This window comes from Arthrobacter sp. CAN_A212 (assembly GCF_015752345.1).
In the GTDB taxonomy this organism is placed as follows: Bacteria; Actinomycetota; Actinomycetes; order Actinomycetales; family Micrococcaceae; genus Arthrobacter_D.
In genome coordinates, this window is the sequence record NZ_JADOUT010000014.1 from 73,878 (window position 1) to 86,988 (window position 13,111).

General features: G+C 60.5%; 16 protein-coding genes and 1 tRNA gene. 8 read left to right on the top strand and 9 right to left on the bottom strand.

The window, feature by feature from the left end; translation table 11 throughout:
* The first annotated feature begins 124 nt into the window (after positions 1 to 124).
* The 6 genes from IWX64_RS11765 to IWX64_RS11790 all read left to right on the top strand — a co-directional run bounded on the left by IWX64_RS11765 (position 125) and on the right by IWX64_RS11790 (position 5,426).
* Positions 125 to 928 carry a phage holin family protein gene (locus IWX64_RS11765; protein ID WP_196867312.1) on the top strand — a complete coding sequence of 268 codons (804 nt, stop codon included), beginning with the start codon at positions 125 to 127 and terminating at the stop codon, positions 926 to 928.
* A 74-nt stretch (positions 929 to 1,002) separates the two neighbouring features.
* On the top strand, positions 1,003 to 1,650 hold the full coding sequence (locus IWX64_RS11770) for a CDP-alcohol phosphatidyltransferase family protein (protein ID WP_312884039.1): 648 nt from the start codon (positions 1,003 to 1,005) through the stop codon (positions 1,648 to 1,650).
* A gap of 51 nt (positions 1,651 to 1,701) precedes the next feature.
* Positions 1,702 to 2,595, top strand: coding sequence for a DMT family transporter (locus IWX64_RS11775; protein ID WP_196867313.1), 894 nt, complete (start codon positions 1,702 to 1,704; stop codon positions 2,593 to 2,595).
* Positions 2,596 to 2,652: 57 nt separating this feature from the next.
* Complete coding sequence (locus tag IWX64_RS11780) at positions 2,653 to 3,849, top strand: glycosyltransferase (RefSeq protein ID WP_196867314.1); 1,197 nt, start codon at positions 2,653 to 2,655, stop codon at positions 3,847 to 3,849.
* A 73-nt stretch (positions 3,850 to 3,922) separates the two neighbouring features.
* Positions 3,923 to 3,996, top strand: a tRNA-Ile gene (locus IWX64_RS11785).
* Positions 3,997 to 4,688: 692 nt separating this feature from the next.
* Positions 4,689 to 5,426 (top strand): flavodoxin family protein, encoded by a 738-nt coding sequence (locus tag IWX64_RS11790; RefSeq protein WP_196867315.1) that lies wholly within the window; start codon positions 4,689 to 4,691, stop codon positions 5,424 to 5,426.
* 46 nt (positions 5,427 to 5,472) lie between these two features.
* Here IWX64_RS11790 and IWX64_RS11795 read toward each other — a convergent pair whose 3' ends face one another.
* Complete coding sequence (locus IWX64_RS11795) at positions 5,473 to 6,825, bottom strand: dihydrolipoyl dehydrogenase family protein (RefSeq protein WP_196867316.1); 1,353 nt, start codon at positions 6,823 to 6,825, stop codon at positions 5,473 to 5,475.
* A 1-nt stretch (position 6,826) separates the two neighbouring features.
* A complete protein-coding gene (locus IWX64_RS11800; RefSeq protein ID WP_196867317.1) occupies positions 6,827 to 7,156 on the bottom strand; it encodes a thioredoxin family protein in 330 nt (109 codons plus the stop codon).
* Between the two features lie 53 nt (positions 7,157 to 7,209).
* Between IWX64_RS11800 and IWX64_RS11805 the strand changes: the two genes are divergently transcribed.
* Positions 7,210 to 7,617: a heavy metal-responsive transcriptional regulator gene (locus IWX64_RS11805; protein ID WP_196867318.1), complete on the top strand. Its 408-nt coding sequence runs from the start codon at positions 7,210 to 7,212 to the stop codon at positions 7,615 to 7,617.
* A 46-nt stretch (positions 7,618 to 7,663) separates the two neighbouring features.
* Here the strand turns inward: IWX64_RS11805 and IWX64_RS11810 are convergent, their stop codons facing one another.
* The 4 genes from IWX64_RS11810 to IWX64_RS11825 all read right to left on the bottom strand — a co-directional run bounded on the left by IWX64_RS11810 (position 7,664) and on the right by IWX64_RS11825 (position 9,850).
* On the bottom strand, positions 7,664 to 8,206 hold the full coding sequence (locus IWX64_RS11810; RefSeq protein WP_196867319.1) for a carboxymuconolactone decarboxylase family protein: 543 nt from the start codon (positions 8,204 to 8,206) through the stop codon (positions 7,664 to 7,666).
* A gap of 105 nt (positions 8,207 to 8,311) precedes the next feature.
* The gene (locus tag IWX64_RS11815) at positions 8,312 to 9,010 is read right to left on the bottom strand and encodes a Crp/Fnr family transcriptional regulator (RefSeq protein ID WP_245345708.1); all 699 of its coding nucleotides are present in this window, start codon (positions 9,008 to 9,010) and stop codon (positions 8,312 to 8,314) included.
* 98 nt (positions 9,011 to 9,108) lie between these two features.
* On the bottom strand, positions 9,109 to 9,576 hold the full coding sequence (locus tag IWX64_RS11820) for a hypothetical protein (RefSeq protein WP_334683267.1): 468 nt from the start codon (positions 9,574 to 9,576) through the stop codon (positions 9,109 to 9,111).
* Between the two features lie 124 nt (positions 9,577 to 9,700).
* Positions 9,701 to 9,850, bottom strand: a complete 150-nt coding sequence (locus tag IWX64_RS11825; protein ID WP_196867321.1) for a hypothetical protein — start codon at positions 9,848 to 9,850, stop codon at positions 9,701 to 9,703.
* A 597-nt stretch (positions 9,851 to 10,447) separates the two neighbouring features.
* Between IWX64_RS11825 and IWX64_RS11830 the strand changes: the two genes are divergently transcribed.
* Entirely contained in the window at positions 10,448 to 11,581 is a 1,134-nt protein-coding gene (locus IWX64_RS11830; protein WP_196867322.1) for a hypothetical protein, read from the top strand.
* Between the two features lie 18 nt (positions 11,582 to 11,599).
* On the opposite strand, the gene IWX64_RS11835 is transcribed toward IWX64_RS11830, so the two are convergent.
* The 3 genes from IWX64_RS11835 to IWX64_RS11845 all read right to left on the bottom strand — a co-directional run bounded on the left by IWX64_RS11835 (position 11,600) and on the right by IWX64_RS11845 (position 12,997).
* A complete protein-coding gene (locus IWX64_RS11835; protein ID WP_196867323.1) occupies positions 11,600 to 11,899 on the bottom strand; it encodes an antibiotic biosynthesis monooxygenase family protein in 300 nt (99 codons plus the stop codon).
* A gap of 41 nt (positions 11,900 to 11,940) precedes the next feature.
* Entirely contained in the window at positions 11,941 to 12,315 is a 375-nt protein-coding gene (locus IWX64_RS11840; protein WP_196867324.1) for a thioredoxin family protein, read from the bottom strand.
* Between the two features lie 61 nt (positions 12,316 to 12,376).
* Complete coding sequence (locus tag IWX64_RS11845) at positions 12,377 to 12,997, bottom strand: cysteine hydrolase (RefSeq protein ID WP_334683268.1); 621 nt, start codon at positions 12,995 to 12,997, stop codon at positions 12,377 to 12,379.
* Positions 12,998 to 13,111: the final 114 nt, after the last annotated feature.

A 13,111-nucleotide genomic window follows, 5' to 3' on the forward strand; every position in this document is an offset into this window, starting at 1 on the left:
GTGCTTGCTATTGACGTAGGCTTACCCAAGTGGAATTAGCCGGTCAATGGTAATTTTAGGAAAAGGTTTACGCAGCTTGCAGGTTCGCTCAGCGGCCTGTTGGACGAGGGATGGAGGCAGAGCTATGGATAGCTCCGCTAGCGCACGAGGCACGGCAACTTCAAACAAGCCATCGGTCTTTGGGCTGATCAAGCTTCTGGCCAGGCTGACACCACGACAGTTCGGCGACGAATTCTCGATGGCGCTCGAGCAGATGAAGCAGAAGGGCGTCAAGGCCGGGATCGCCGCCGCGTTCCTCGCGGTGGCAGTACTTTTCCTCGCCTTCCTCTCCGTCGCTCTGATCGCCGCAGCGATCCTGGGCCTTTCCACCATCATGGACGGCTGGCTGGCCGCACTGCTGGTTGCAGGACTGTTCCTGGTCGTCGTGGTCATTGCCGCACTGATAGGTGTCTCCCGATTCAAGAAGGCACTGCCGTTGCTGCCCGAGGACGCCATCCGTGGCGTTCGCTACGACATCGGTGTGCTGCGTGAGGGTCGGAGCTTCGATCCCGCAACCCTCGACGTCAAGAAGCCCAAAGAAGAAAAGGCCGACGACAAGCCCGAGGACAGCAAGCCCAAGGAGCCAACGCCGTCGTACGGCGAGCTGCGTCGCCGCTCCGGCACCCGCCGTGACCACCTGGCCGACCTGCGCGACGATCTGGGGCGCGGCCTCGATTTCAAGTCGCTGTGGAACCGCACCAAGGCTTCGGCCAAGACCGGGGCAGGCCGCCTCTCGGAGCAGGCGCGCTCCTTGGTACCTGCACGCACCTCCACCGACAGCGAGCCTTCGCACAACGTGAGCCTCGCCGATCGCTGGAAGCCGCTCTCAGTCGTGGCAGGTTCGGTGGCCGCGATTGTCGTCATGGTGAGGAAACTGGTCTCCCGCTAGGCGGCACTCGCCGTCGTCCCGGACGAAGCGTCCCGGACGCCCCCTCTACCTGCATAATGGAGGTGGAGGGGATAGTGATCAGACTTATTGGGGCCGGGGCCAGACCGGGGCACGAAAACAACGAACTGACCACCTTCTGGACACTGCCCAACGTTGTGACGGTAGTCCGGTTCCTGGGGGTTCCGCTATTCGTCTACTTCATTGTGCAGAACGAAGATGCCCTCGCGGTGATCACCCTCGTCATCCTTGGCTCGACCGACTGGATCGACGGGTACATCGCCCGCCGCTTCGACCAGGTGTCGACAGTGGGAAAGTGGCTCGATCCGATTGCCGACCGGACCGCCCTGATCGTTATTGCGGTCACCTTCGTGGTCGACGGGATAGCACCCGCCTGGCTGGTCTGGGCCATCGTAATCCCCGATGCCATCCTGATCCTGAACGCGTTGATCCTGTTCCGGGGTCCCCTTCACCTTCCGGTCACCAACGTCGGAAAAATCCGCACCGCACTGCTGCTGATCGGCTCGCCGATGCTGTTGCTCCATCGGGTGCCGGGCTTCGACCTGGACTGGCTGATCGTGACAGCCCATGTCCTGCTTTTCCTGGGGTGCGTAGGGCATCTCATCGCGTTTTTCGGGTACTTCACCGCAGCGCACCGCAAGTATCGCTCGGAGGGTAGATCCGCAGGATCCTCCCGAGCTGGTGCGGCTGATGCCACCCAGTAGTTATCGCAGCACGCCGGTTAACGCGATCCTCTCCCGCGTGAAAGTTGGCGCATGGTCTGGCTAGCCGTTCTCCTCGCCCTGATCGGGGCCTGTTTCCTCGCCGTGGGGGCGCAGCGCCAGGGGAGCGCGGTGCGCTCCAACACGGGTGGTCTGTCCCTGAACTCCAAGGGATTCGTCCGGCTACTGCGCAACCCACGCTGGGTCCTGGGATTGATCCTGCTGGTGATGGGGATGGCCCTGAACGTGGTTGCCCTCAGCATGGCAAGCCTCACCGTGGTGCAGCCAATCGGCGCGATCGCGCTGGTGATCACCACCGTCGTCAATTCCAAGGACCAGGGCATCAGGCTCAACCGGGCGACCATCGTAGCCATCGCGGCCTGCGTCAGCGGCAGTGCCGTGTTTGTCCTGCTGGCCGTCAATGTCACCCGAAAGAACCATTCAGTACTTCCTGAGCAGGAACTCTTCACGGTGCTCCTGCTGGCCGTCGCCGTCGCCGTGTTTGGATCGTTGGCGGTGATGTTCCGCCGGCGGCTGGGTGCCTTCGCCTACATCCTCGGAGCGGGAGTTCTCTTCGGATTTGTCGCGGTACTGACGAAGATCATCGCCACCCACCTCCTGGACCCCAATGGCCGTTTCCTGCTCAACGTGCCGCCGTACACGCTGATCGCCATCGCGGTGGCTGCTGCGCTCGGGTCCTGGTTTGTGCAGAGCGCCTATGCCACCGGCCCACCAGACCTGGTCATCGCCGGGCTGACCGTGATCGACCCGATCGTCGGCATCGCAATCGGCATCGTGATTCTTGGTGAGCTGCAACCCGACGTGCAATCAGTCATCGCAATTGCCATGGGGATGGCCGCATTGGTTGCTATTGTGGGGGTCATTGCGCTGTCCCGCCATCATCCCGACGTGGTGCAGCGGCAAAAAGAACTACGACGCCGGCGCTAGCTGAGGCAGAATCCGCCCAGCCGCCCCATCCGCCAGTAACCCACCGAGGAACCCACCGTGAGCCACCCGGCAGATAAATTACCGTTGACGATCCTGATTGCCGCCGAGACGTATCCGCCCAACATCAATGGCGCAGCGCAGTTCGGCTACCGGTTGGCGAAGGGAATGTATTCGCGCGGCCACAACGTCCACGTTCTGGCGCCCAACACCGAGAACGGCAAGAGCTTCACCGAGGCCGACGGCGAGTGGCCGGTGCACCGGCTGAAGTCGCACGCTGTCCCCACCCACGACTACTGGCGAATCTGCCTCCCGTGGGAAATCAAACGGGACATCAGTATGCTGTTCGACCGGGTCCAGCCCGACGTCGTCCATATCCAGTGCCACTACATGGTGGGGGAGTACACCCTCTACGAAGCGGTGAAGCGCGGCATCCGTGTTGTTGCCACCAACCACTTTATGCCGGAGAACCTCAATCCGTTCCTGCCCTTCCCCGAGTGGTTCAAGAAGATCGTTGCCAGGAATTCCTGGCGGGACATGGGCAAGGTTATGGGCAAGGCGGCAGTCGTCACGACGCCGACGCCCCTGGCTGCGAAGGCGATGCACGAGCACGCGTTCCTGCGCAAGGTGGTCCCGCTGTCCAACGGCATCGACTCGGCGGCCTATGAGCTTAATCCCGGCGAAACGATCGAACCTCGGGACTATCCGACGGTCCTCTTCGTGGGGCGGCTTGCCGAGGAAAAGCACGTCGACGTGTTGATCGACGCGGTAGCCAAGACGCCGCCGTCACTCAATGTCCATCTCGAGATCGTTGGCGGCGGCGAGGTGAAGACGGCTCTCCAGGCGCAGGTGGCCCGGCTGGGCCTCGGTGGAAGGGTTGTGTTCCGCGGGCTGATTACCGACGAGGAGCTCCGGCAGGCGTATCTCAGGGCAGCCATCTTCTGCCAGCCCGGTACCGCCGAACTCCAGTCGCTGGTCACTCTGGAGGCGATGTCCGCCTCAACCCCGGTGCTGTTGGCCAACGCCATGGCGTTGCCGCACCTGGTGGACCACGGGGTCAACGGCTACCTGTTCACCCCGCACGACAGCGGCGAACTCGCCGATCGCATCACGCAGCTCCTGAGCCTGCCCCCGGAGGACCTCGACCGGATGGGCAAAGCGAGCCGCTCGATGGTGGACGTGCACTCGCTGTCAGCCACCCTCGCGACGTTCGAGGGCCTGTACTACGGTGACTCGCTGGATGCCGAAGCGGTCTAGCGAGGGTCTAGCGGCGGTTAGCCAAGGGCTGGTGTGTCGTTAGAATGAACAGTGCGCCCCGAGCGCACGGCAAGGGGCTGTAGCTCAGCTGGTTAGAGCAGCGGACTCATAATCCGTTTGTCCTGGGTTCAAGCCCCAGCAGCCCTACCGAAAAGAGCCCCTGGCCTGCGGAAACGCGGATCAGGGGTTCTTTGCTTTGGGGGTCTCGACGGGTAACGAATCGAGATGTGCACCCGCCGCGGTGCAGGGAACAAGGGCCGGTGTCCTAGAAGTTGCCCCCCCAGCTCTCTAGGGCGCCGGCACACCTACGTTAGAGCGCAGCACTGACACTCATTCACCGCTCGTGATCCGGCGGAGCCGCCAGCCGTCAGCAGGTCGATCTGAGCTGATATCGAATTCCAGGGTGGGGGAGACCGGGCCGTCTTGAGCTTGGAACCGCCACGACCGGGTAGTGATGAGACTGCCCTGACCGTTCACGGGTGTGTTTCCTGGCTCCCACCAGCTGCGGGTGCTGGACCAGCTCACCGGTTCCCCGACTGCCTGCCAGATCCGGCCATGCCACCGCCTCGCCAGAAGAGCGCCGCCGCCTGTATTTCTTCAGCGCTGGGGCGTGCTACGCTCTCTCTTCTGAGAGCTGCTTTCTTCACGAAGCATCAGAGATGTGGACTGCCCCGGCTCGAGCTGATCGAAGTGGTCGTAGAGTATGTGCTCTGGATTACATAGTGGGTACTTCGATGGGCCTATCGTGGTGTCTACTCGTTCAAGCTGGATTGGCGACCGACCCCCGGACTGCTGAACGATCTGTGGGTTTATGTTTCCCAGATAGGAGCACCTTTTAGATGGCCGATAGTGTGAAGTCCGTGAGCGGTGACGATGAGTTCACTGGTCTGAGGGCAATGTTCCTCAACTGCACTTTAAAGCGTACTCCCGAGTTGAGCCACACGTCCGGGTTGATCGGCCTGAGTGCCGATTTGATGCGGTCGAAGGGTGTTCATGTGGATATTGTGCGGCCGATTGATCTTCCGGTGGCGACGGGTGTGTACCCAGATATGAGAGATCACGGTTGGGACGAAGACGCCTGGCCGACCATTTTCGAGAAAATTGAACAGGCAGACATTCTGGTGCTTGCGGGCCCAATCTGGCTTGGAGACAACAGCTCGGTGATGAAACAGATCATTGAACGTCTTTACGCGATGTCGGGGATAACGAACTCCCGCGGACAGTACGTCTATTACGGGAAGGTGGGTGGTGCTTTGTTGACGGGGAACGAGGACGGCGTCAAGCACTGCGCGATGAACATTCTCTATAGCCTCCAGCACATCGGGATGACCATTCCTCCGGCGGCGGACGCTGGATGGATCGGAGAAGCGGGACCGGGTCCGAGCTATCTGGACGAAGGATCGGGCGGCCCTGAGAATGATTTCACCAATCGCAACACCGCCTTCATGACGTGGAACCTGCTTCATATGGCTCGCATCTTGAAAATGGTTGGAGGCATACCGGCTGAGGGGAACATGCCTGAGGCGTGGAAGAAAGGCGACAGGTTTGGTCTGGAGGCGAACCCGGAATACCGGTAGCTTCAACAGCTATGCCTGGTGTTGCCTGCATAGCTATTTCGGGCGCCTAGAGGATCGAGCCTAAATCTGACCCGACCGACGGGTAGGTCGCTGTTGTCGATTTCAGCTGGCGGGTGGTGAGGCCGTGTTTCATGGCCACGCTGATGGTGTTGGCTAGTTCGGCGTATCCGGTGCCGAAGAGATGCGCGCCGACGATCTGATCGGTTGACTTGTCGATCAGGATTTTCGATGCTCCGCTGGTTTCCCCTATGCGGTAGTTCGTGTACCAGCGGCTGGTATCGGTGTAGCGGACGTCTATGTCCAGACCATTGTCCTTAGCTGCGTGTTCGAGTATGCCGAGGCGGACCAGCTCGGGAATGGTGAAGACTGTCGTCGGGATGGCGGTGTAGTCCGGGATCATGGTGCTCGATTGGAGCATGTTGGATGCTGCAACTTTTGCTTCAAACACTGCGACCGGGGTCAGCGGCATACCTGGGGTGTCAGCTGAATCGCCGGCTGCGTAGACGGCGGGATTGGTGGTGCTCTGGAGATGGCCGGCAACCTGGACTCCTTCGGGCCCATAGGCGACGTTTCCTGCTTCGAGGTTTAGCCGGGATAGGTCTGGGACTCGGCCCGCGCCGTGAACGACGATGTCGGCTTCAATTGTTGATGACTTGCCACTTTGATTGAGGTGTATGTGGAATCCGTTGTCTGACCTGACGACGCCTGTAATGGTCGTGTTGCGCTGAACGGTGACACCTGATTCTGTGCCCCGCGCTATGAGTAGGTCAACGAGGTCCGGATCGAAGTTCTTCAGTGGCCGGGAGCCGCGATCAAGGATGAGGGTGGAGCTTCCGGCTCGGGCGGCGATATGAGCGAATTCGAAGGAGATGAAACCTCCCCCGACGAAAACGATCCGGGGCGGCAGCCGCTGAAGGTTGAGAAAGTTCGTACTGTCTATGAGATGTTCTGCCCCGGGGAAAACCAACGGCCGGGGTGCGGCTCCGGTGGCCACAAGAATTTTCCCCGCTTCGTACGATGCTCCGGCGACGTCGATTCGTGTCGGGGCGGTGAAGGCGGCGGTCCCGTGGAGGGTCTGCACCCCAGCAGAGTGGAGGTTTTCCTCCATGGTCTCGGGGATCGGGTGGGTGAAGCCGTGTTTGTGTTCCATCAGTTCCTGCCAGTTGATGGACATGGTTCCGGGGTCCACCCCTTTACCGCTCATGAGCCGGGCAGCCTCTATTACCTCGGCGCCACGCCTGAGGATTTTTTTGGGATCGCATCCGCGCAGGGCACAGGTACCGCCGTAGGGACGGGAATCCACGATTGCAACATTCCACCCATTCGACGCGCATTTGGTCGCGGCGGCGATTCCAGCCATCCCGGCACCAATGACCAGAAGGTCAACATCAGTAGTCATCTCACACCTCTTTCTGGTCTGAAAGTTGAGCCGTTGCCGGTGGTAGCGCTGCTCTGAGCTGGTCGATGGTTGGGGCGCCGGCTGGTCCGTCTGGGGTGAGGTATCGACGGCAGGCCAGTCCGACTGGTGCGCCAGGGGCGGCAAAAACGTCGATGTCGTTGATCCGGATGCTTGGCGACCCGTGGAAGCCAGCGCGTGCGGCGTCGTCGGCGGTTTCGATTTTTTGGAGTGAGAGGACGATGTCGGTGCGTTCTCCAGTCAACGTGACGAGTCGTTCGTGGGCGAGGGTCCAGTTGGGGCAGCCATCGAAATACTGCAGGATGATCTTCATGCTCCAACGGTAAACCTTATAGTCAACTAGAAGGTCAAGGGTTAGACTAGGGCATGCGGATTGGAGAAATTGGAGCGCTGGCGGGCGTGGATAGTCAGACCATCCGGTTCTATGAGCGTGAGGGTCTTCTGCCGGATCCTCGCCGCGAACCAAACGGCTACCGCAGTTACGATTCAGCGGTGGTGGGTCGTTTGCAGTTCATCCGGTCGGCTCAGGGAGCAGGACTGACGTTGGCTGAGATTTCGAGCACGCTGCGGCTACGTGACGCAGGTGAGGTGCCGTGCGCCCACGTTTGTGCTCTCCTGGCACAGAAACTCGTCGATGTTCAGATTCGTCAACGCGAACTGGCGGCCTTGTCCGCGGAGCTCAGCGAGATGATCGAGACGAGTCGGAGCCTTGACCCTGGTGATTGTTTCGACGCGAATGTTTGCCACATCATTACACCGTTGGAGGGCATGTAGACCCTGTCGCGAACGGGCGGCAGGGTCTACATGGGTTTGTGGGGAGTTAGAGGCTTGGTGCGGCTGGGATGTCGAGGTCGGTGTCGACGAGGTGGTTGAAGTAGTTGGTGAACAGGTTCAGGGCCACGTGGGTGGAGAGTTCGGTGAGTTCGGTGTCTGTCCATCCGGCGTCGAGGGCGGTTTGCCAGTCTGCGTCCTTGACCGACCCTTTGTTTGCTGTGGCCTGCCGGGTTAGTTCCAGCAGGGTTGAGAGTTTGTCGTCGAAGTCGATATTGCCGTTGCGGATGGCGATGGTCTGGTCCTCGGTGAGCCCGGCGGCTTTGGCGCCCATGGTGTGTGCGGACTGGCAGTAGGTGCATTCGTCGACGTTGCCGACTACCAGAGCAATGGCTTCTCTGGTGCGTGGGTCGAAGGTACCGTAGTCGCCGATGACCTGCTGGAGGGCGACGTAGGACTGCAGGACAACGGGGGAGTGGGCCATGGCGCCGTGAATGTTCAGGACTTTCCCGAACTGTTTTCCCAGCGCAGCGAGTTCGTTGCTGCTTTCCTTGGGAGCGGTTTCGGGAGTGTGGACGGTAACGCGGGTCATGGTGTTCCTTCTTTGGGGGTTGACTACAGGAAAGTGTTCGGTGGCGGGCTTTCGCGGGCACGACTGAAAGGTTGGTGTTGGGCTGATGTGGTGGCGCCCGAGGGGTTAGGAGGTGGTGCGGGAGATTCGGCGCAGTCCTTGGGCGTCTTCGATGATGATCCGGCCGCGGCCTTGCCGGAGTAGTTTTTTGGCGGCGAAGTCGGACATGGTTTTGCTGGTGGCTTCGCGGGTTGCTCCGAGCAGTCCAGCAAGTTGTTCGTGGGTGAGTTTCACGGCTACCGAGTGCGTGAATCTGTTGCGGGGGGCGGCGTCGGCGAGTTTGAGTAAGGTCGCTGCGGTGCGGGCTGAAAGGGGGCGCAGGGCCATGTCGGTGAGACGTTCTTCCAACCTGGCGACTTGTTCGCCGAGTAGGCGGGAGATTTTCACCGCCAGTTTGGGGTTTGAGAGGAAGTGGTTTTCGACATCTGCTGCGCTGAGCTGGCACACGGTTGATTCTTCGAGCGCTTCGGCATAGTTGTCGTACATTTGCATGCCTATCAGCACCATCTCACCGAACACCGCGCCGGGTTCAAGGATTGCGATGGTGAGAGTTTTTCCATCCTCGGCTACCCGGAAAATTCGGATCCGCCCTGCTTTGAGGATGAACAGGGCTTTGATGGGTTGGCTTTGGCTGAAGACGAGTTCACCACTGTGAAAGAGCCGGGGCGGAGACACCCTGTCGAGATTATCCATGTCCTCGGCTGTGAGGTCAGCGAAGAGCTCCACAGCGTTGAGGCAGCTGAAGGGCTCCCCGGTTTCGGTCAAGGGTTCTTTCTCCCGTTCATGTGGCGCCCAAGGCGTCGTAGGTTTGCTGGCTGCGGACACGATGGTGGTGGAGCAGGCTGCCAACAGGTTCGGCGTGGTCACCGGCCACGTCGGATGATGAGGGCGGCTACCAGTCCCAGAATAAGGCCATAGACTGCGTGCCCCATCAGCGAGGCACCGGATCCCGCGTCGAGGGTGAAAAGGGGCATACCCATCATGGTGGGCATGATCAGCAGTGGGCCAAGAACCCACCACAGCATGCCATAGACAATGCCCACGATGGCGCTGATGAGCAAGCCTTTTTTCAGGAGTCCAGCACCGGGTACCGTCAGGGTGAGGCCGATCAGGACTGAAATCGTCAGGTGGACCAGGAAGCCGACGATCGCCGAGTTTGAGCCGACCAGTGAGGCAATCATGCCCAGCATGCCCATGGTGGCCATGAGGAACCCGAATACGATCCCGCCGGCAAGACCGCCTACGGCCCCGGCCAGGACACGGGTTCCAATTGAGGGGCCGGGGTCAGTTGCGGATCTTTTCGCCCGCGTCTCGCTATGTGGTGAACTCATGTCCTTGCCTTCCTATCCGTGGTATCCAACGATGATAGACAGGCCAGCACTGAGAGTTCTGCAATCTAGGACACAGTGGGCATCAGGCGACGGGCATCAGGGGACGAAGTCGTGTGCCCAGCTGCTACCCGGTGACGGCCCACCCGGTGATGTTGACGAGTTGTAGTCCGACATCCTGACCTATCCAGATGTCGGGGTCGCCCGGAACCTCGATGGTGAGCGCTGCTGAGGGCCCGTTGGGTTGGTTTGATCCGTGGCCAGTGACGTGGACCAACGTATGCGCACCATGCAAAGACCCGTCGGCCTGGCCACTGCCCTGACGCCTTTGGCCAAAGCGGCATGCTGGCTCGGCAGATCCGACATCGATGCCACCCGTGGACAGCCGTGGAACGCGACTGCGCTGACGTTAGTGCGGCCTCCGCCCGCGGCGGACACCTGCAGATCCGTGCCGGAACGCGCATCGCAGGCACCTAACCACTTCCGCCGGGGCGTAGGGTGGTCGCATTGCGATACGACGCTGGAACTGCACTCAAGTGACGGCGCAGGGGTAGTCAGGACACACGCTCAGCACAGTGAAGTGATTAATTAGTGAAGGAAGTAGCTCATGGTCCTGGATTTCCTGGCGGAACTGGAAGTACGCACCCGACCCGTGCACCCGGAGTCCCGGGCCGCGATGCAGGCTCGCTGGGATGCTCTCCCTGACCACGTCAAGACCGCGAACCAGTTGCTGGGTCGGGGGGCCGTTGGATGCGAAGGGACTCACGGGGTTTTCCCGAAATGTAATCTGACCTGTTCTCCGTGCTATCACTCGGCGGAGGCTAATCAGGTCCGCGTAGATGGGACCCACACCCTTCGCGAGGTGGCCCGGCAGATGGAATATCTTCGCAGTGTCCGTGGCCCCCGCGCTCATGCGCAGCTCATCGGTGGTGAGGTGAGCTTGTTGGAGGCGGACGATCATGCGGCGGCGCTGCAGGCGATGCGAGCTAACGGCCGCGAACCGATGTCCATGACTCACGGCGATTTTGATTATTCCTACCTGCTGGCTGTGGTCCTCGGACCGGACGGGAAGCCGCGCTTCGACCGGGTATCTTTTGCCGCTCATTTTGATTCATTGATGAGGGGACGACGAGGCGCCGTACGCCCACGTAGCGAAGCCGAACTGGAACCCTTCCGTCTGAAGTTCGCGGGTATGTTCGCGGATCTCCGCCGGGATTATGGGGTTTACTCTTACCTCGCCCATAACATGACAGTGACGCCGTCAAACCTCGGCGAGGTGGCTGAGGTGACCGCATCGGTGCTACCGATGCCCTACAACATGCTCTCTTTCCAGCCTGCTGCGTTCATGGGGGACGACCGCCGCTGGAAAGAGGACTTCGACGAGATCAGCATTGACGACGTGTGGGAGCAGATTGAACACGGTGCGGGCCAGAAGCTCCCTTGGCAGGGCACCCAGTTCGGCGACCCGCGGTGCAACCGCTATACGACGGGCGTGTCGGCGGAAGGCACCTTTGCGGTCGCCATCGATCCAGCAGATCCAGCAGATATTGCCGCCCGCGACCGTCTGCTCGACCACCACGGCGGCATGTTTTTCGGAGGTCAACCCCGGTTGGTCCTTGCAGCGCGCATCCTGCGTGCAGCATTGCGACACCCTGGCGACGCGGCTGTTCTCGCTGGGCTCGGCCGGCGCATTATCAAACGGGCCGGAGGGATCCGGGCGGTGTGGCGTGCATGGCGAAGCAAGCGTCTCGGCGTCAAAACCTTCGTTGTGCATAACTTCATGGACTCGAAGGTTGTTGCGCCCGCGTGGGCGCTCATGGAACAAGGTGAAGTCAGCGATGATCCCGCTGTCCGCGAGGCCCAGGAACGGCTGGGTGCCTGTATGTACACCATGGCCCACCCGCAGACGGGCCAGCTCGTGCCCGCCTGCACCCAGCACTCCGTCCTGGACCCCGACGAAAACAGGGAACTACGGACCTTACTCCCTCTAAGAGTCAGAAACGGGTGACCACCCGCCCCAAAACATCTAGTGAGGATCCACGGTGTCCGCGTCGAAGTGAATCATTCCCACGGACGTGACGTGGACTTGTAGCAAGGCCAAGACGGTGCGTCCCTGCTCGGTGTCGGGGAAAACCTCGGAGTGATCGCTCAGAGAGTCCCATCCCACCCGAAGCAAATAGATGTCGGGCTGGTCGACGCTGGGGTGCAGGTCTACCGACCGGCACCCCTGAACAGCCAGGAGGTTTTCCCGGATAGCTGGATACGTGGCACGGAATTCTTCATGCCCGTCGGGGCGGATAGTGAGTTGAGCATGTTCATAAACCAAGTACTGGTCCTGTCTGTCGGGTGATGGGTATGTCTTACCAGCTAGTTGCCAATTCGGGATTTATCCTCCACGAGACCCTGACGGATGGCTTGCATGTCGAGTGCTCTGACATCGGTAATGACTTCCTCCAGGGCGGCCGCGTCGAGCGCTCCTGGCTGTGAGAAGACCAGTACCTTGTCACGGAAAGCCATCAAGGTGGGTATGGAGCTGATCCCGGCCTGTGCGGCAAGTGTTTGTTCGGCTTCCGTGTCGACTTTCGCGAATGCAACATCCGGGTGGTTGTCGGATGCTGCACCGTAGGTGGGGGCGAACATGCGGCAGGGTGCACACCAGCCGGCCCAGAAGTCGATTAGGACGATTTCATTGGTGTCGAGAACTGATTCGAAGGTCCTGCTGGTGATGTCAATGGTTGCCATCGGATTACTCCTTAATAGTGGACGGGGTCTGGAAAGGAAATACTGTCTGGGCATCCCAAGTTCAGGCGGACATAGCAGCGAGGGCCTCGCGGGTGGTCAGCACGGCGCCAGCGATGTAATTAAAATTGGTCATCGCGGCGGCATACCCGTCTCCCAGCTCGGGGTGTTGCGCGGCCGCCGTGGCGTCAGAGACTACAGCCACGTCAAACCCCTGCTCCAACAGTTCCCGTAGGTGGCTTTCGACGCAGAGGTTGGCCGACATTCCCGCGAGGATCACTTTGCTGATCCCACGCTTACGCAATTGCAGTACCAGGTCGTTTTGTTCGGGACCGTACACCTTATGAGGACTGCACACGACGGTCTTGCCATCCTGAATGTAGGGCTTGTACTGTTCCAGCCAGTCAGCGCCGGAACCTTCGAAACCATCCAAGTTCAGCGGGCCGGGACGGTTGAACATTCCGATCTCGTGCATCTTCGTTTCCAGCGTTCCACCGAACTCCCACAGGTGGTCATGGGGGAAATAGTAGTGCGGTGAAATGAACACTTTGTAGCCGACGGTTTTCGACGCGGCGAGCAGCTGATCGATGTGCTGGACGGTGTTATTCTCCTGGACACTGTTGCCGACTAGTTCCCAGGTGACACCGTCGGAGCTAAGGAAATCGTTTTGCGGGTCGGTCAGCACGAGTGCTGTCGTGGACGGGCGGAATCTGTCAAGGCGTTTGAGACACAGCTAAGTGGTTAGGCGTGTGTGGGGACCTCGCTTTGTTGGGGCTGGTTGATCCACGCCGCCGTGGGG